Annotated in this window: 16 protein-coding genes; 8 read left to right on the forward strand and 8 right to left on the reverse strand. The window is 65.8% G+C overall.

Annotated features, from left to right (window positions below; translation table 11 throughout):
* The first annotated feature begins 530 nt into the window (after window positions 1-530).
* On the forward strand, window positions 531-785 hold the full coding sequence (locus K359_RS0136550) for a hypothetical protein (protein ID WP_029083691.1): 255 nt from the start codon (window positions 531-533) through the stop codon (window positions 783-785).
* Window positions 786-787: 2 nt separating this feature from the next.
* Here K359_RS0136550 and K359_RS0136555 read toward each other — a convergent pair whose 3' ends face one another.
* Window positions 788-2,230 carry a short-chain fatty acyl-CoA regulator family protein gene (locus tag K359_RS0136555; protein WP_029083692.1) on the reverse strand — a complete coding sequence of 481 codons (1,443 nt, stop codon included), beginning with the start codon at window positions 2,228-2,230 and terminating at the stop codon, window positions 788-790.
* Window positions 2,231-2,517: 287 nt separating this feature from the next.
* Here K359_RS0136555 and K359_RS0136560 point away from each other — a divergent pair, with 287 nt between their 5' ends.
* The 3 genes from K359_RS0136560 to K359_RS0136570 all read left to right on the forward strand — a co-directional run bounded on the left by K359_RS0136560 (window position 2,518) and on the right by K359_RS0136570 (window position 4,305).
* The gene (locus K359_RS0136560) at window positions 2,518-2,727 is read left to right on the forward strand and encodes a hypothetical protein (RefSeq protein WP_029083693.1); all 210 of its coding nucleotides are present in this window, start codon (window positions 2,518-2,520) and stop codon (window positions 2,725-2,727) included.
* 213 nt (window positions 2,728-2,940) lie between these two features.
* A complete protein-coding gene (locus K359_RS0136565; protein WP_029083694.1) occupies window positions 2,941-3,516 on the forward strand; it encodes a hypothetical protein in 576 nt (191 codons plus the stop codon).
* A 21-nt stretch (window positions 3,517-3,537) separates the two neighbouring features.
* Window positions 3,538-4,305 (forward strand): hypothetical protein, encoded by a 768-nt coding sequence (locus tag K359_RS0136570; RefSeq protein WP_029083695.1) that lies wholly within the window; start codon window positions 3,538-3,540, stop codon window positions 4,303-4,305.
* Here K359_RS0136570 and K359_RS0136575 read toward each other — a convergent pair.
* Complete coding sequence (locus K359_RS0136575) at window positions 4,302-5,189, reverse strand: metallophosphoesterase (protein ID WP_029083696.1); 888 nt, start codon at window positions 5,187-5,189, stop codon at window positions 4,302-4,304. The two genes, K359_RS0136570 and K359_RS0136575, sit on opposite strands and share 4 nt — an antisense overlap.
* A 256-nt stretch (window positions 5,190-5,445) precedes the next feature.
* Here K359_RS0136575 and K359_RS0136580 point away from each other — a divergent pair, with 256 nt between their 5' ends.
* The 4 genes from K359_RS0136580 to K359_RS64805 all read left to right on the forward strand — a co-directional run bounded on the left by K359_RS0136580 (window position 5,446) and on the right by K359_RS64805 (window position 7,397).
* Window positions 5,446-5,850: an NUDIX domain-containing protein gene (locus tag K359_RS0136580; protein ID WP_249817843.1), complete on the forward strand. Its 405-nt coding sequence runs from the start codon at window positions 5,446-5,448 to the stop codon at window positions 5,848-5,850.
* A gap of 39 nt (window positions 5,851-5,889) precedes the next feature.
* Entirely contained in the window at window positions 5,890-6,402 is a 513-nt protein-coding gene (locus K359_RS0136585) for a GNAT family N-acetyltransferase (protein WP_029083698.1), read from the forward strand.
* A 113-nt stretch (window positions 6,403-6,515) separates the two neighbouring features.
* The gene (locus K359_RS0136590) at window positions 6,516-6,833 is read left to right on the forward strand and encodes an EthD family reductase (RefSeq protein ID WP_029083699.1); all 318 of its coding nucleotides are present in this window, start codon (window positions 6,516-6,518) and stop codon (window positions 6,831-6,833) included.
* Between the two features lie 102 nt (window positions 6,834-6,935).
* Entirely contained in the window at window positions 6,936-7,397 is a 462-nt protein-coding gene (locus K359_RS64805; protein WP_084518627.1) for a hypothetical protein, read from the forward strand.
* A gap of 97 nt (window positions 7,398-7,494) precedes the next feature.
* Here K359_RS64805 and K359_RS0136600 read toward each other — a convergent pair whose 3' ends face one another.
* The 6 genes from K359_RS0136600 to K359_RS0136625 all read right to left on the reverse strand — a co-directional run bounded on the left by K359_RS0136600 (window position 7,495) and on the right by K359_RS0136625 (window position 17,444).
* Window positions 7,495-9,873 carry a TonB-dependent receptor gene (locus K359_RS0136600; protein ID WP_029083700.1) on the reverse strand — a complete coding sequence of 793 codons (2,379 nt, stop codon included), beginning with the start codon at window positions 9,871-9,873 and terminating at the stop codon, window positions 7,495-7,497.
* 110 nt (window positions 9,874-9,983) lie between these two features.
* The gene (locus K359_RS0136605) at window positions 9,984-10,406 is read right to left on the reverse strand and encodes a DUF2946 family protein (RefSeq protein WP_029083701.1); all 423 of its coding nucleotides are present in this window, start codon (window positions 10,404-10,406) and stop codon (window positions 9,984-9,986) included.
* A 160-nt stretch (window positions 10,407-10,566) separates the two neighbouring features.
* Complete coding sequence (locus tag K359_RS0136610; protein ID WP_029083702.1) at window positions 10,567-12,630, reverse strand: membrane protein; 2,064 nt, start codon at window positions 12,628-12,630, stop codon at window positions 10,567-10,569.
* A gap of 67 nt (window positions 12,631-12,697) precedes the next feature.
* Window positions 12,698-15,499 carry a DUF4159 domain-containing protein gene (locus K359_RS0136615; protein WP_029083703.1) on the reverse strand — a complete coding sequence of 934 codons (2,802 nt, stop codon included), beginning with the start codon at window positions 15,497-15,499 and terminating at the stop codon, window positions 12,698-12,700.
* Window positions 15,499-16,440 carry a DUF58 domain-containing protein gene (locus K359_RS0136620; protein WP_029083704.1) on the reverse strand — a complete coding sequence of 314 codons (942 nt, stop codon included), beginning with the start codon at window positions 16,438-16,440 and terminating at the stop codon, window positions 15,499-15,501. Before K359_RS0136620 ends, K359_RS0136615 begins: the two co-directional genes overlap by 1 nt.
* Entirely contained in the window at window positions 16,440-17,444 is a 1,005-nt protein-coding gene (locus K359_RS0136625; protein ID WP_029083705.1) for a MoxR family ATPase, read from the reverse strand. Before K359_RS0136625 ends, K359_RS0136620 begins: the two co-directional genes overlap by 1 nt.
* Window positions 17,445-17,675 lie beyond the last annotated feature (231 nt).

Genomic DNA, 17,675 nt, shown 5'->3' on the forward strand with positions numbered 1-17,675 from the left:
CGTGGTCCTGACGCCCTAGCGGCCGGTGTCCCCTTGTAAGACGCAATTGCGTCTTGCGAAGGCGGTGACAAACAAGCCCAGTCTCGCCGGGGAGAGCGCGAAGTAAGCCGTAACCCATCGCGCAGGGAAAGCCGGAGTTTCCGGTTACACCTGTGGTCCTACCCCCGAGCTTTCTACCCATTGCTCGGGGCCCATGGGTGCGATCGGCACCCGGCTTTCCCTGCGCCCTCTGCGAGAGAGGGGGCGAAACGAAGAGCAAAGCTCGGACAATTCATGTCGCGAGAATGCGAAGCCGCGTCCCCACCACATCTGTCATCGCCCGGCTCGACCGGGCGATCCAGTACGCCGCGGCCTCTCGGCTCATGCACTGGCGTCTCTGGAATACTGTCATCACCCGCATGCGCGGGTGATGACAGCGGTGGCGATGGCGAAAACAATCCATTGTTGTGCAGGCGGCGAAATGGATTGCTTCGCGTCGCTCGCAATGACGGCTACTATGACGATAGGCAACAAATGGAGAAACAACTCCAATGACCAACCAAGGCCGCCGTTCCCGGCGTACCTTCATCGGCGCCGCCACCGCAGGACTTCCCGCAGTGTTCTTCCTGCGGCCCGCCTCTGCGTCCGACAAGATGACCAAACCCCAAGCCGAGTATCAGGACACGCCGAACGGCATCTACTCCTGCGGCGCGTGCACGCTGTTCGTCGAACCCGACGGCTGCAAGGTGGTCGAGGGCGCCATCAGCAAGGACGGCTGGTGCAAGGCCTTTGCGGCAGTGGATTGAGCTCACAGTTCCCGCGCATTCGAGAATGCGAACGACGACACCCGCCGCGTCGTCTCGTCGAGGATCAAGGTGCGCGTGATCGGCGGCTCGGCGCGCTGGCTGCAATTCTCGCGCTCGCAGAGCCGGCAGTTGACGCCGATCGGGGTGCCCTCGACCTTCTCCAGATCCATGCCGGTCGCATAGACGAGCTTGGCCGCATGACGGATTTCGCAGCCGAGCCCGATCGCGAAGCGCGGCTGCGGCTGCGGATAGGGCGCCACCGGCCGGCGCACCGTCTGCGCGATCGAGAAATAGCGCGTGCCGTCGGGCAGCTCGATCACCTGGCTGAGCAGGCGGTCCGGCATGTCGAAGGTCGAATGCACGTTCCAGAGCGGGCAGGTGCCGCCGAATTTCGAGAACGGGAAGGTGCCGGAGGAAAACCGCTTCGACACGTTGCCGGCATTGTCGACGCGCAGCAGGAAGAACGGCACGCCGCGCGCATTCGGCCGCTGCAAGGTGGTGAGGCGGTGGCAGACCTGCTCGAAGCCGGCGTTGAAGCGCTGCGCCAGCACGTGGACGTCGTAGCTCAGGGCTTCGGCGGCGGAATGAAACGCCTGATAGGGCATCATCGCGGCCGCCGCGAAGTAATTGGCGAGTGTGATGCGGTAAAGCCTGCGCGCGGTGTCGTCGAGCGGGCCGGCGCGGCTGACGATCGCGTCGATCGCTGTGCCGCACTCGACAAAGCCGATCTGCAGCGCGAGCTGGAAGCTGCGCCCGGCACTGTCGACCAGCTCGGAGATCAGGAGCTGCCGGCGATGCCGGTCGAAGCGGCGCAGCGTCTCGCGCATCACGTCGACCGGCATCACGCGGGTGACGGTCGAATGCTTTTCGCGCAAGCGTGCGCTGAGCGCGGTGAACAGGCCTTCGGTCGGCACGTTGAGCTCGTCGCGCAGATTTTCCGCCGCGGTCTCGAGCTCCGGAAAATAGTTGCGGTTGGCCTCGATCAGGTCGCGCACCCGCTCGATCGGGTTGGCGTCGAACTGCGAGCCCTCGCGATCGGCCATCTGCGCCGCCACCAGCGTCTCGCCGCGGCGCGCCTCGGTATAGGCGGCGTAGAGCCGCTGCAGCGCATGGGTCACGCCGGGGCAGAGCTCGGCGAGGTCGCGCAGCTCCTGCTTCGGCAGGTCGATCTGGCGGAACAAGGGATCGGAGAAGATCTCGTTGAGCTCCGCGAAGAAGCGGTCCTCGTCGGCGGTGGCGAGGTCGCGCAGATCGAGATCGTAGGTCTCGGCCAGCCGCAGCAGGATCTGCGCTGTCACCGGGCGCTGGTTGCGCTCGATCAGATTGATGTAGGAGGGCGAGATGCCGAGCCCCTCGGCGATCTGGGTTTGCGACAGTCCCAGTTGCTGGCGGATCCGCCGGAACCGCGGGCCGACGAACAGTTTTTTTCCGGATTCGCCAGGCATGACAGCCTTCCTGACCTATTATGTGACAAAATTTACAAATTGACATTTATTACAAGTTCAGATGTTACATGACATCACCAATAAAAAACAAGGCACCTATACGAGCTTCCCGCTTTCGCGTTTAGCTCTTGGCAGGCGGTTCGCAGCACGCTGTCAAGAATGTCGATTGGAGGGAGAGCGGGCAGCACACTGGCCTGCCCACGATCGATCTCTCAGGCGGCAGGTTGCGGCGATCAAGGTTCCAGCGGCTCGGCAAAGGCAGGCCGATTTTTTAGAGGAGACTGACGATGAGCAAGGGCAGCAATTTCTGGGTGATCGGCGGCGAGTTCGGCTCGATGAACTTCCACAAGCTCGTCGAAGGCTCCGCCCAGGTGCAGGGTCCGTTCAAGACCCGCAAGGAAGCCGAGGATGCGTGGCGCGTGGTCTCGGAAGAGAACCGCCACAAGGCCGGCGTGCGCTTCTCCATCGTCGAGGAGCCGTCGCGGGTTTCGGCCTGACGGCTTCCCTTATCAACGAGCTAAGAAACGTCCAAGGACGGCAGCCCCATCCGGTTCATCCGGGTGGGGCTGTCCGCTTTCGGAACACTGCCGGGGTCTTTGATCTGGGGATAAGTGGCCACCTAAGTGCTTGGGAACCAACGTGCTTTGCGGACGGCATGGTTGCTGATAGGTTAATGGACAAGGCAACCCGTCGCTACGAGGCCGCAAGGCATGTCCGATCCGCACAACACCGGCAGCGAGGCGCGCGAGATGCGGCCGACGCTGCGAGAGGCGCTGCGGCGGGCGCGGATCGAGGCGGCCGATCGCACCGGCGTCGTCGTCGAGTTGCGCGACGCCGAGGTGGCACGGCTCGAGATCCTCAACGACGCGCTCGATCCCTTGTTCGCGCAGGTGCCGGAGAAGGTCGATCTGTTCGACCGCGGCATCAGCCAGGGCGAGACGCCGCGGCTGTGGATCGACGTCGTCGCTCATGTGCTGATGGGACGCGACAAGCGCATCTACCGCTTCGTGCAGGACACCCGCTTCGGCCGCATCGTGCTCGCCGAATCGCATGACGTGCCCGCGATCGTCGACGCCGTCACCGATTATGTGGCGCGCCGCATGATCGAGCGCGAGCATGCGATGGTGGCAACGCCGCTTCCGGCTGCCGAGCCGGCGGCGCCGCCGCCCGTGCCGGTGGTGGCGCCGAAGCGCCGCGGCGGGTTCGGCATGTTCGTGCTCGGCTTCATCATGGGCGCGCTCGCGCTGTTCGGCTACGCGCTGTTTGCGAGCTGGCAGAATTTCTAGCAGCTAAGGGGCGGGGGCATCGTGGTTGTGACACCCGCCTCGGCATTTTTCGGCGTGCTGGCGGCGGCCGCGGTGGTCGGCAGCGCCGTGCTGTTTGGCAAATGGCAGAGGTTGCGGCGCGCCGAATATATCCGCACCTTCAAATGGCCGGCGGGTCTGCTGGCGCGGCTCGAGAAGCGTCACCCGGGTTTCATGCGCAAGGACAGCGCGCTGGTTTCGCGCGGCCTGCGGCAGTTTTTCCTCGCCTATCTGATGAGCGGCAAGCGCTACGTCTCGATGCCGTCGCAGGCCGCCGACGACCTCTGGCACGAATTCATTCTCTACACCCGCGAATATGATGCGTTCTGCCGCCGCGCCTTCGGCGGCTTCCTGCATCACACGCCGGCCGTCGTGCTGGTGAAGGAGCGGCGCCGGAGCAACGAGGGGCTGCGGCGGGTATGGTGGTACTGCTGCAAATACGAGAACATCGATCCGGTCAGGCCGACGCGGCTGCCGCTGCTGTTCGCGCTCGACGCCAAGCTGAACATCGCCAACGGCTTCGTCTATCACACCGATTGCGAGGCGCTGCGCCGCAGCGGCATTGCCGGTGATAGCCCCTATTGCGGCGGCGATTTCTCCGACTCGTCGATCGACGGATCGTCGGCGGGCTTCGGCGATGCCGGCAGCGATGGCAGTGGCGGCGCGGATGGTGGCGACGCTGGCGGCCATGGCGGCGGCGATGGTGGAGGTGGTGGCGACAGCGGAGGCGGCTGCGGCGGTGGTTGTGGCGGCGGCGGGGGTGGGGATTAGGACAGCCGCCTTTGCTTCAACTCGCGAATGCCATCGTGCTTGCCGAAGCCGCGCACGGTCTGCTCGCAGCGCCAGGCGTTGCCGTCGCGCTCGATCGAGAACAGATTGTAGGCGGCCGCCGGATAGTGCTTGCGTGCCAGCGCCGATGCCGACGGCACGCCGATCGCGGGGATCTTGCGCTCGGGGCCGTCGAACCACATCGTCGAGTGGATGTGGTCGTGGCCATGCAGCACCAGCTCGACGCCGTGCCGCTTGAGCAGCGCCAGCAGCTGATGCGAATCGGTCAGCCGCTTGGCGCGTCCGTCGGAGTGCAGCGGGTGATGCACCAGCAGCACGCGGAAGGCGTCCTCGCGCGACAGCTGCGCAAGGATCGTCTCCAGCGCGCCGAGCTGGGCGTGGCCGAGCCAGCCGGTTGCCATCAGCGGTGGCGTCGGCACCGCCGAGGAGACGCCGATCAGCGCCACCGGCCCGCGGCGGCGCACGAACGGAAAATGCGTCGCTGCACCATCGGCGTCGCCGCGCAGATAGTCGCCGAAGTGACCAACGAAGCGATGCCGCGTCGCGCGCACATAGGCATCATGATTGCCGGGGACCACGGTCACACCGGAAGGATCGCCGACGCCCTCCAGCCATTGCCGCGCCGGATTGAACTCGGCATCCAGCGCCAGATTGACGAGATCGCCGGTCACGGCGACATGGTCGGGCTGCTGCGCCTGCATGTCCAATACCAGCGCGTCGAGCACGTCGCGGCGATGATATTTGTGACGGTTGCGCGTCCAGTTCAAATAGCCGAAGGCGCGCTTGCCGGCGAGATCGCGCAGCCGAGCCGCCGGCAGCGGCGGCAGATGCGGATCCGACAAATGCGCGAGGCGGAATGCCGCCATCATGCGATTCCCCTAAGGATTGCCCGTGAAAACTGGCCGGCAACCGGTCATGTCGTGCTATCCCGAACGTCCTGCCCTGTATTGGCAAGAGCTGCGCGGGGGCGCAAGGATCAAAGCAAGGATCAAAGCAAGGATCAATGCAAGGATCAAACACCATGATGTCGAGGGTTCAGTGACGATCCTTGAGGATTTACGCAAGCGCTACGAGCCGCAGATCAGGTGGGTGTTTCATTTCTACTGGCGGTTGGCCCGCAGCATGACGCTCGGCGTCCGTGCCGTCGTGCTCGACGCCGACAACAAGGTGTTCCTGGTCAAGCACAGCTACGTCCATGGCTGGTATCTGCCGGGCGGCGGGGTCGAGGTCGGCGAGAGCTTTCTCGAGGCGCTGCGGCGCGAGCTGGAGGAGGAGGGCCGGATCGAGCTCGCCGGCGAGCCGGTGCTGCACGGCATCTTCCACAACAGCCACGTCTCGCCGCGCGATCATGTTGCGGTCTATGTCGTCAGAAACTACCGGCAGGACCGGCTGCCGGAACCGAATCGCGAGATCGTCGCCTGCGGCTTCTTCGACCCGGCTGATCTGCCCGAGGAGGCCACCCCCGGGACGCGGCTGCGCATCGCGGAGGTGCTCGACGGCAAGCCGGCGACGGCCACATGGCGGTGATGGACCGCGCCCGCGCCAGATGGTATCCCGCGCTCCACAATGACTGAACTGTCCCTGACCATCCTGCCCGAGACCCCGAAAGACGCCCAGGCGATCGAGCGCCTGCACGAGCGCACCTTCGGGCCCGGCCGCTTCGTGCTCAGCGCCTACCGGCTGCGCGAGCATGTCGATCATCTGCTCGACGTCTCCTTCACGGCACGGATCGGCACGCTGCTGGTCGGCTCGGTGCGCCAGCTGCCGATCTGTATCGGCGATACGCCGGCCCTGATGCTCGGGCCGTTGACCGTCGAGCCGCCATTCCGCAGCCGCGGCGTCGGCCGCGCGCTGCTCGAGCGTGCGATCAACGACGCTCGCGCCAAGGGCCACCGGCTCATCGTGCTGGTCGGCGACGAACCGTACTATGCACGCGTCGGCTTCAAGCCGGTCCCGAAGGGTCGGATGACGATGCCCGGACCGGTCGACTACAGTCGCGTGCTTGTCATGGAACTGGTCGATGGCGCGTTCGAGGGCGTGTCGGGGCCGATCCAGCCGGATTGGAGCAAGGCGATCTGACATTCCCGCGAGCAACGCCGGAACGGTTGCACACCTTCGGAAACTGAAGCACAGTTGAGCCAAGCGCCGGGACAAGACCGGCGCATGTCATATCAACAGGGAGAGTGCGCGCCATGATCAAGGTCAGTGTGATGTATCCGAACAATCCAGGCGCACGCTTTGATCACGATTACTATCGCGACAAGCACATGCCGCTGGTGAAGGCGCGGCTGGGCGACGCCTGCAAATATTACACCGTCGACAAGGGCCTCGCCGGCGGCGCACCGGGGACGCCCGCAACCTATGTCGGGATGTGCCACATCTTCTGCGACTCGGTTGAGGCCTTCGCGGCCGGCATGGGGAAGCACGCTCAGGAGATCATGGGCGACATTCCGAATTACACCGATCTGCAACCGGTGATTCAGATCAGCGAAGTCGTCGTCGGCCACTGAGCGGCGCAGACTGAAGCTTTTCGTCCGGCAAACGATCGTCCCTGGCCTGGGACGATCGTTCAGTTGTGCTTTCAATTCAAATCGAGTTTTTGCAAACTGCTGATGCAACAAGAGCGATATTTTTCCGGAGAGATCACTGTCGTTCTCGCCGATGGATCGCGGCTTCCGGCAAATGTTGTTGCCGACGAGGTCATTGAGGCTGGCAGGGAGATTTATCGAATCTCGTTAGAGCTGGGCGCTGACGTAATGACTGTCGAGTCCAAACGAGACTTCTTTGAAGCGTTGAGGCAGCTTCGGCTGGATTTGGAAAAGAGTGGCGCGTTGCTCTGTTGCTTTGGCGCCAGCGAAAACGTTTACCCATCCGGGATGCAGAGAGACATGGGTCCAGCGGTCGGCGCGTACAAGATGACGTTGGGCGCCCAAGCCCTGCGGCGGGACATTGTCAATATCTTCGAAGCCGATGAAACCGTTATTCCATCAACCGTGGAACAACAGGAACGCTTTCGCGAGAGATGGTTCAACAGTTTGTCGGCCGGACTAAGCGACGGGAAATCCGGAAGCTGAGTCCCCCGGTACATTGGTCCCGGCTTGCGCTGCGCTTCATCCGGGCTACGCGACGAACAAATCCCTCTGCCGCAAGCGGCAGAGGGATACGCTTGTCTCAGAACTTGAGATTGGCGAAGGCCCGCACACCGATGCCGGGCATCAGCACCTCGTCCTTGGTGTAGGAGACCGAGTTGCGGATGTTCTGGTTGAGCAGATTGTTGCCGACCAGGCCAAGCGTCATCTCGCGCGCACCGATCCATGATTGCGTGAGCTTGGTGTTGTAGGTGATCTCTGCGTTCAAGAGATTGTAGCCCGCGGTCGGGGTCTCGCCGATCACCGCAATGTCGTTCTGCGCAAAGGCGTGCACCAGATTGATGCGGGTGAACCAGTTGCTGTCGCGCCAGTACACGCCGCCGCCAAGCCGCACCGGTGGAATCCGCGGCACGTTGGTGCCGTCGGTGAAGGTGGCGCGTACCACGTCGAACTGGTCCTCGATGCCCCAGATGCCGCCGTTGAGCGGGCCGATGTCGAGCTGGCTCTGGAACTCGGCGCCGCGGAAGATGGCATCGCGCTGTGCGTATCTCGCCTGGTTCAGCTCAAGCTGGTCCGGATTGGCTATGTCCACACAAGCCGCACTGTCGCACGTGTTGCCAGTCAATTGGCGGTAGATAAAGCCGTTGAACTTCGTGTAGTAGCCGGTGAGTTCGAATCGCAACGGCCCCGTCGCCCGCCGTAATCCCACCTCGATCGATTTTGCCGTCTCGATGCCGAGATTGGGATTGCCGATGTCGAAGGTGGCGGTCGCATCATGCGCGCCGCGCGAAAACAGCTCTGCCGGTTTCGGCGCGCGTTCGACGTATTGACCGGTAATGCTCGCGACCAGATCCCACGGCAGGTTCTGGATCAGGCCAATGCTCGCACTTTTCGGCGTGAAGTGCAGATTGCGCGGCGTGGCGGGACCAATACTGGCAGGGTCGATGTTGACGTCGAACACGTCAGGTATGAATGCCGGCGTTGTCCCGGAGAGGTTGATGTGTTCGATGCGTCCGGCGATCTGCGCCTTGGTGGTCTCGCTGAATTTCAGCTCGTTGAAGACGTAACCGGCGACCCTGTTGTTGTTGTTAGGGTCCCACAATCCGTTGAGCGGGCTGCCTGGATCGTCCGGACTTGGGGCCGTCAATTCCTGATGGCCAGCCTGCAGGCCGAACGCCGTCGTCACGGCCGCGAAGCGCGCGTTGAACGGCATCATTTGCACTTCGAGCCGGGCTTCTTGCTCCTTGTTGGTAAAAGTCTGCCGCACGCCGTCGCTTGAGAGATCAAGCGGATCGGCAAGACCGATTTCGTTGTGGCGATAGTCGGTCGCGCCGACCCAGAACCGCACCGCGTCGATCGCAGCAGCATCGGGCCGGTACTCGCCCTTGACGGCGATCTTGGTCTGGTGCGCGTCGATCCGGGTCTGGTGATCGGCGCCGTCGATGCCGGGGATGTGGTAGAGCGAATCGTTCTGGGTGATCGACGCGCCGATATAGCCGCCCTGAAAGAAATACGAGCCGCCGACCGACGCGCCGTCCGACTGCGTCGCGGAGTTCGGCTGGCGGCTGCCCACCGGCCGGGTCTGGTCGAACAGATATGGATAGCTCGGGATACTGTAGTCGCTGGTGGTGCGGCCATAGACGTCGGCATGCACGGCGACATTGTTGCCGCCGGCGTCCAGCAGCATGCCGCCCTCGACGCCGCGATTGACTGAGCTCACCGACGTGCGGGTCTCGACGTTGAGGCAGCCCGGCGAACCCGCGTCGGCCAGCGGCGCCTTCACCGGCAAACCGTAGGTCTGGAACGGCGCCGCCGCGCAGGTCGGCATCGCATCGGGAATTCGATTGTTGCTGGCGCTGACGACGCCGCCGATCGAGGTCGAGCCGTAACGCAGCGCGGCCGGTCCCCGCACCACCTCGATCTGGTTGGTCGAAAGCGGATCGATCGGCACGAAATGATCCTCGCCGAGATCCGACACGCCGCCGCCGCCGAGACCGTTCTCGACGATACCGACGCGGTTGACGTCGAGGCCGCGGATGATCGGCCGGCTCGATGCGCCGGGCGCGAAGCTCGAACCGGTGATGCCGGGTTTGGAGAACAAGAGATCGCCGAGGGTGGCGCCGCCGGAGCGCCGCAGCTCCTCGTTCGGTATCACGGTGACGGTCGCGAACTGGTCGGTCACGATGGGCAGCACGCCTTGCTGCGGTGCCGGCGCCGGTGCCGCGGGCACAGGTTGCACTGCTGCGGCGCGTTCGCGGTTGCGGCTCGGCGCAGCCCGGACAACATGTGTCGGGTTGCGCGTCGGCGCCGTGCGGTGCCGCTGGATCGGGCTTGGTGCCGTCACGGTGACGTCAGGGAGTTGCGTCGGCGTGTCGTCGGCCAGCGCGCCGCTATTCATTGCGCCGAGCAACAGCCAGCTCGCGCTCCCGATGTGGAATGCTCGTTTCTTCAGAAGTGTCATTGTCCCGATCCAGCCCGTCGAAATGACGGATCGATTCCGATTTGCCCCGCTGGCGCAGGCCGCAAATGTGGCGCGGCTGTTCGCTCAGGGCGTGCAGCAATCAGTCGATGTCAGGACAGGGGAGGTGCGCGGGAGTGGAACGCCGCAGGCGCCGACTTCAGATGGACGAATTCGGCATTGGCGGTGCGGAACAGGAGCTCGACGGCTTCCGGCAGCAAGAGCACCGGCGGCGCCGTGAACAGCATGCTGCTCGCGAGCGAGATGACGGCGCAGATCGCGCAATTGTCGGCCGGATGCCGGTCGTTGTCGTGCCTGGCGGGCGGCTCGGTCCCGGTCACCTGGACCGCGAGGTCCGGGGTGGCGGAGGTCCCGATATAGGCGAGATCGACCAGCGACAGGCCGGTCTGGACCGCGGGCGCGGCTTGCGCCGATGGAATCGGATGGAAGTGCCCGAACGACAGCACGAACTGGACGGCGAGCGCGAACAGCGCCAGCCGCGAGCCGGTCTTGATGTGTCTCCGGAACCACTTCATGCGATAACGCCCACCCCATCGGGAGCGCGCCATCACCCCAGCGGCCCGATGTTACATTATAACATCGGACGGCAATCGCGGTGTCAACCACAGTTGGGGCGAACTGTGTCGATCCGTTGCCGGTGTGTGTTTGAAGCAACGGAGCGCCGAGCCACCAGGCTCAGCGTCCCTCGCGCAGCCAGGTTGCCGCGAATGCGCCGAGCAGCAGCAGCAGGCCGACCAGGCCGGCGAACATCGGCAGCACGCCGACGCCCTTCACGACGCTGGCGTCGCGCATCTTGACGCCGAGCCAGCCGTCGCCGCGGAAGATCGAGGAGGCACGTATCGGCACGATGCGCGGCATGTCGAGGCTCGATCCGTCGACGATGCGCCGTGCGTCGCCGCCGGTCGCCTGCGCCAGCGGCTTCAGCGTGCCGGTGGTCGAGGTGACCTCCGAGAATTCCTTCGGATTGGTCGGGCCGACATTGATCAGCGCCTTCAGCGTGCCGTCGGTGGCCTGCCACAGGCCGAGTTCGCTCGCGGGCAGCGTCGCGCGCCACTCGCCGGGATCGCCGGCGGCGAGCGTCAGTTCGTGCGTGGTGCCGCTCGGCGACGTCACGGTAACAGGCGCGACGGTGTCGGCCATGGTCTGCCGCACCACGATCAGGTCCTTACCCTGCACCTGCATGCGCAGCGCCTCTTCGTCGAGGTCGGGCTGCTTCATCAGCCAGTGCGACACCCGCCGCAACAGATCGAGATGCGGGCCGCCGCCTTCATAGCCGCGCGCCCACAGCCAGATGTGGTCGGAGAGCAAGAGCGCGACGCGGCCCTCGCCGAAGCGCGACAGCAGCAGCAGCGGCTTGCCGTCGGCACCGGTCATGACCGGCGGGTTGATCGCGTTGCGGGTATCGACGGTGCGGAAGAACCGGCTCCAATGCGGCGGCTCGGCATTCGAGCCTTCCAGCCCGCGCGTCACCGGATGGCGTTTCCCGGCATCGCTGAGGTGCGCGTAGAACGGCTTCTCGGTGACGCCGACCGGCTCGGCCGGCAGCACCGAATCCAGCGGCGTGCGCCAGATGCTGGTGGTCGAGGCGTAGTCGGGACCGGCGGAGACCAGCACAGCGCCGCCGGAGCGGACATAGCGCGCGATGTTGTCGAAATAGGCGATCGGCAGCACGCCCTGGCGGGCGTAGCGATCGAAGATGATCAGCTGGAATTCGTTGATCTTCTGCTGGAACAGCTCGCGGGTCGGAAACGCGATCAGCGACAGCTCGTTGATCGGCGTGCCGTCCTGCTTCTCCGGCGGACGCAGGATGGTGAAGTGCACGAGATCGACGCTGGGATCTGACTTCAACAGGTTGCGCCAGGTGCGCTCGCCGGCATGCGGTTCGCCTGAGACCAGCAGCACGCGCAGCTTGTCGCGGACGCCGTCGATCGCGACCACGGCGCGGTTGTTGACCAGCGTGAGCTCGTTCTCGAGTGGCGAGGCCTCGATCTCGACGATGTTGGGCCCGGCATGCTTGATGTCGATGTCGACGCTGGAGGTCTGGCCGCTGCTCAGCATGCGCTCGTTGATGACCTCGCCGTCGCGGCGGATCGTGACCTTGGCGCGCTCGCCGGTGACGCCCTGGTCGTCGAGCCGGTAGGTGATGGTCTGGGTCTGGCCGACGATGCCGAAGCGCGGCGCGGCCGTGATCGCGATGCGGCGGTCGCGCTCGTCCTTGCGGCCGGTAATCAACGCATGCAGCGGTGCCTGGAAGCCGAGCGCCTGGGCGTTGGCGGGAATATCGTGTACGCGGCCGTCGGTGATCATGAACGCGCCGGCGACGCGTTCGACCGGAACGTCCGACAGTGCCGACGTCAGCGCGCCGAACAGCTTTGTGCCGTCGGTTTCGCCATCGGCCTGGCCGGCCTCGACGACGCGGACCTCGAGGCCCTTGATCTGCTTCAGGCTGTCGACCAGCGCCTGCCGCGCCTTGTCGGTCTCCTGGTTGCGCGTGCCAAAGTTCTGGCTCGGGCTCTTGTCGACCACGACCGCGGCGACCGACGACAACGGCTCGCGGTCCTCGCGGGTGAAGGACGGATTGGCCAGCGCCAGCAGGATCAGCGCCAGCGCGGCGACGCGCACTGCGGCGCCGCGCGCGCGGGACAGCAACAGCAGTGCCGCGATGACGACGATCGCGCCGAGCCCGATCCACAGCACGAGCGAAGGAACCAGCGGTGTGAACGCGATACCGTAGTTCATAGCTTGCTTCTATTCGTTAGGAGCATGATCTCTTCGGAAAACCGGTTCCCACTTTTCCGGATCATGCTCATTGTCCCAGCCGCTCGATCAAAGCAGGTGCGTGCACCTGGTCGGCCTTGTAGTTGCCGGTCAGCGTGTACATCACGATGTTGACGCCGGCGCGGAACGCGAATTCGCGCTGCCGCGGCTCGCCCGGGGTCAGCGGCAGCATCGGTTGGCCGTCGGGACGGATCGCCCAGGCGCCGGCGAGGTCGTTCGACGTGATGATGATCGGCGAGACGCCGTCGCCACCACGGGCCGGGCGCTGTGCGGCCTCCTCGTCGTCCTCGCGCGGCAGCGTCTCGACCCAGGTCTGGCCGGAGTTGAAGCGGCCGGGGAAGTCGCGCAGCAGATAGAACGTCTTGGTCAGCACGTGCTCGCGCGGCACCGGCTCGAGCTCGGGCACATCGAGGGTGGACAGCAGTTCGCGCAGCGTCTGCATGCCCGGCGTCTGCGAGGCGCCATTGTCGCCCGGCGGCGCCTCGACGGCGTCGCGCGTGTCGAAAATCACGGTGCCGCCCTGTTTCATGTAGGCGTCGATCTTGTTGATGGCGTCCTGCGGCGGCTTCGGCGCGCCCGGCACGATCGGCCAGTAGATCAGCGGGAAGAACGCCAACTCGTCGCGCGCGGGGTCGATGCCGACGGGATCGCCGGCTTCGAGCGCCGTGCGCTGCCCGAGGAATAGCGTCAGTCCGGACATCCCGGCCTTGACGATGGAATCGACGTCGGCGTTGCCGGTGACGACATAGGCCAGCCGCGTCTGCGATACCGACTTGATGGCGAAGTCGTCGTTGCTCTCGGCGCGTGTCGATGACGGCGCGAACGTCAGGAGGATGAAGGCGAAGGCGAGCACGGCCGGCGCGGCGCGGCGCCGGATCAGCGCGGCGAGGCCGCCGCCGAGCATCGCCACCACGATGGCATCGAGCAGGAACAGCGCCAGCGCCGTCGTCAGCATGATGCCGCGCAGGTCACGCGGTTCGGTGTTGGTGTAGCTCGCATGCTTCGCGCGCAGGCCGGACGTGTCGAGCGGTGCGATGCGGTCGGCGGAAGCAAGCGTGTTGACCGCGATCGGGCTCTCGGCGGTGCCGTAGAAGCCGGGCGGATGGTCCGCCGTGCCGTGGTCGCGATAGTCCGCCGACATCGGCTTGGCGGTCGCAGGCGGCGGGCCGAACGCGCCGAAGCCGTCGAGCGTACGCAGTGGCGCGACCGTCTCCACGTTGGGATCGCTGGCGACGCCGGGGCCGGGCTTCGAGGTGTAGCCGGACATGTCGATCAGCCGGCGCAGCATCTCGACGAAGGTGCCGGACATCGGCAGGTCCGACCAGCGCATGTCGGCGCCGACATGGAACAGGCTGACCACGCCCTTGCCGCGATGCTCGCCGGTGACGAGCGGGGTGCCGTCTTCGAGCGATGCCCAGCTCTTGGTCGCGAGCACGGCGTCGGGCTCGGCCAGTACCTGGCGGCTGACGGTGATGTCCTTCGGCACGGTGAGGCTTGCGAACGGGCCGTCGGCGGCGAACGAGGCCATGTGCTGCGGCTTCTCCCAGGTCAGGCTGCCGCCGAGCGTGCGGCCGCCGCGGCGCAGCTTGACCGGAACGAGGTCGTCGTCGGCCTGGGCGAGGCGCGGGCCGGCAAAGCGCACCAGGACGCCGCCTTGCTCGATCCAGGTGTTGAGCCGGTCGCGGATCTCCGGCGACAGCGTGCCGACATCGGCCATCACGATCATCGGCAGCCGCTGGTCGAGGAATTGCCCGATCACCTGCTGCGGCGCGCCGCGATCGCCGAGCCGGACGTCGGCGAACGGCGACAGCGCGCGGGACAGATAGAAGGTCGACGCCAGCAGCGGCTGCGCGGTGTCGTTGCTCGCACCCGAGACCACGCCGATGGCGCGGCGGCGCCAGCGCCGGTCGAGCAGTTGCACGGCGCCGGCCGAATGCTCGCCGGAGATTTCGAGCCGCGAGATGTCGTTGCGCAGTTCGACCGGAAGATCGAAGGCGGCTTCGGTCTCGCGCTCCTGCGGGCCGAACGTGTAGCGGGCCTCGCCGATCGGCGAGCCCTTGGCATCGACCGCGCGCACCGTGCCGGCCGCGAGGCCGCTTTCGGTGCGCAACACCTTCACGGTCATCTTGGCGGCGGCGTTCTCGGCCGCGACCAGCGCCTGCGCGGACTGCGCGCCGCCCGAATAGATCGTCAGATTGCGGCTCTCGATCACCTTGCCGAGACCTTCGGTGAATTCGCTGCCGCGGCCGGTGTCGACGCCGTCGGACAGCCAGGCGATGTCGCAGTCGCCGGTCGATTTGAGGAAACGTCCAAGCGAGGTCAGGGTTTCAACGCGATCGATCGAGTAGGGTTTTGGCGCGAGCTGGCGCAACGCGACGCGCGCGGTGCCGGCCGGCATCAGCGTGATGTCACGCGTAGGCGCCGACAGCGGCACCAGCGCGACGCCGCGGCGGTCGCTGTCGGCATCGGCGATCAATTCGTCCGCGGCCTTGACCCGCGCATCCCAGCTCGAGGCCGCGCTCCAGCCGTCGTCGAGCAGGATCACCAGCGGGAATTTGCCGGCGGCAATGCCGGTCTGCGGATTCCAGATCGGGCCGGCGGCGGCGAGGATGACGAGCGCGGCGGCGGCGAGCCGCAGCAGCGTCAGCCACCACGGCGTGCGCGCCGGCGTCTCTTCCTTGGGCGCAATGTCGAACAACAACCGCGTCGGCGGGAATTCGATGCGCCGCGGCCGCGGCGGCATCACGCGCAACAGCCACCACAGCACCGGCAGGCTGACCAGCCCCAGCAGCAGCAGCGGTTCGGCAAAGGAGAGCGGGAGGCCTGCGATCATGCGCTGCGTCCCGCCTTGACGGTTGAGCGGCCGCCGCCCTTGCTCACCATCATGCCGGCATGCAGGAACAGCAGCAGCTCGGCCGCGGAGCGGCTGGTGGTGTGGGTCGAGAACAGCCAGTCGAGCCGGTTGGTCTCGGCGCGGATCTGGTCGCGATGCAGCGCGACGCGGGCGACGTAATCGGTGGCCCAGCTTTCGGCGCGGCCGGCGGTGATGACGCTGCCGGCCTCCGGTTCGACGAACTCGACGCGGCCGGAATAGGGGAAGGTCTCCTCGGCCGGATCGACCACCTGGATCATGGTGCCGTGCGCGCCCGACGAGGCGAGCCCGGCCAGCATGGTCGTGATCTCGGCCATTGGCGACCAGAAGTCCGACAGCACCACGATCTCGGCGAGCGACGACGGCACGAAGGACGGCGGCAGGCTGGCGCGCGTCGCCTCGTCATGCAGCATCGCCTGCGCCATCTTGTCGATCACGGCGCGGCTGCCGGTCGGGTTCATCAGGCCGGGAACGCCGACGCGCTCGCCGCCGGCCACCAGCAGCTCGGCCAGCGCAAAGGCAACGATCAGGCCACGCTCGAGCTTGGAGTCGCGTGCCTCGCGTGAGGCAAAGGCCATCGACGGCGAGCGGTCGGGCCAGATCCACACGGTGTGCGCGGCCTCCCACTCCTGCTCGCGGACATAGAGATGATCGTCGCGTCCCGAGCGGCGCCAGTCGACGCGCTGCGACGGTTCGCCCGACACGAAGCGGCGATATTGCCAGAAGCTCTCGCCGGTGCCGGCACGGCGGCGACCATGCATGCCATGGATGACATTGGCAGCGATGCGGCGAGCCTCAAGCACCAGGCGCGGCAGCGATGCGGCGAGCGTTCGGCTTTCGCCATCTGCACGTCGAACCGCAAGGAGCTCCTCGTTCTGGTGCCTGTTGTCAGCCGCCATCAACCGATCCGGGTTTTCAATTGCTTGATCACGTCGGGAATGGTGCGGCCCTCGGCGCGCGCCGAGAAGGTCAGCGCCATGCGGTGCTTGAGCACGGGCTCGGCGAGATCGAGCACGTCGTCGATCGACGGCGCGAGCCTTCCGTCGAGCAGCGCGCGGGCGCGGACCGCGAGCATCAGCGACTGGCTGGCGCGGGGACCCGGTCCCCATGCGATCAGCTTGCCGGCCTCGCCGCCCTCGGGGCCGGGACGCGCGGCGCGCACCAGCGTCAGGATTGCCTCGACCACGGAATCGCCGACCGGCAGGCGCCGCACCAGCCGTTGCGCAGTGATCAGAGTCTCGGCGTCCATCGACGCCTTGGCAAGCGTCTCTTCGGCGCCGGTGGTTTCGAACAGGATGCGCCGCTCGGCGTCGCGATCGGGATAGTCGACGTCGATTTCCATCAGGAAGCGGTCGAGCTGCGCCTCGGGCAGCGGGTAGGTGCCTTCCTGCTCGAGCGGGTTCTGCGTCGCCAACACGTGGAACGGCTTCGGCAGGTCATGCCGCGCGCCGGCAATGGTGATGTGCTGCTCCTGCATGGCTTGCAGCAGCGCCGACTGGGTGCGCGGGCTGGCGCGGTTGATCTCGTCGGCCATCAAGAGCTGCGCGAACACCGGACCCGAGATGAAGCGGAACGAGCGCTTGCCGGCCGAGCTCTCGTCGAGCACTTCGGCGCCGAGAATGTCCGACGGCATCAGATCGGGTGTGAACTGGATGCGCTTGGCGTCGAGCCCGAGCGTAACGCCGAGCGTCTCGACCAGCTTGGTCTTGGCGAGGCCGGGCACGCCGATCAACAGCGCGTGGCCGCCGGACAGGATCGTCACTAGAGTGTTTTCTATCACCTGGTCCTGGCCGAAAATAACGGTGGAGACCGCTTCCTTGGCGGCCTTGATCTGGCCCGCGACCTGCTCGGCCGAGCGGACGATCACATCCTCCAGTTTCTCGACGCTGTCTGCACCAGCCATTCGGTCCGCTCCTTCTCGACGATCCCGGCGATTCCCGCGTCGTCATCTGTCGTCATCTCGTGGCCCTCATGCTAAACCTGCGCGAAAGCCATGTATTCGTTGAATTAAACTATCCCCACCTTATCGGTATTTCAGGGTATGAACGGCATCACGATGTGGCGAGAAAGACACCCCGACCACATCTCAGGATACGTGCACCAAATGTGCCAGATTGAGGGTCGGAAGCTTTAA

It is taken from the genome of Bradyrhizobium sp. th-b2, assembly GCF_000426785.1.
Lineage (GTDB): Bacteria > Pseudomonadota > Alphaproteobacteria > Rhizobiales > Xanthobacteraceae > Bradyrhizobium > Bradyrhizobium septentrionale.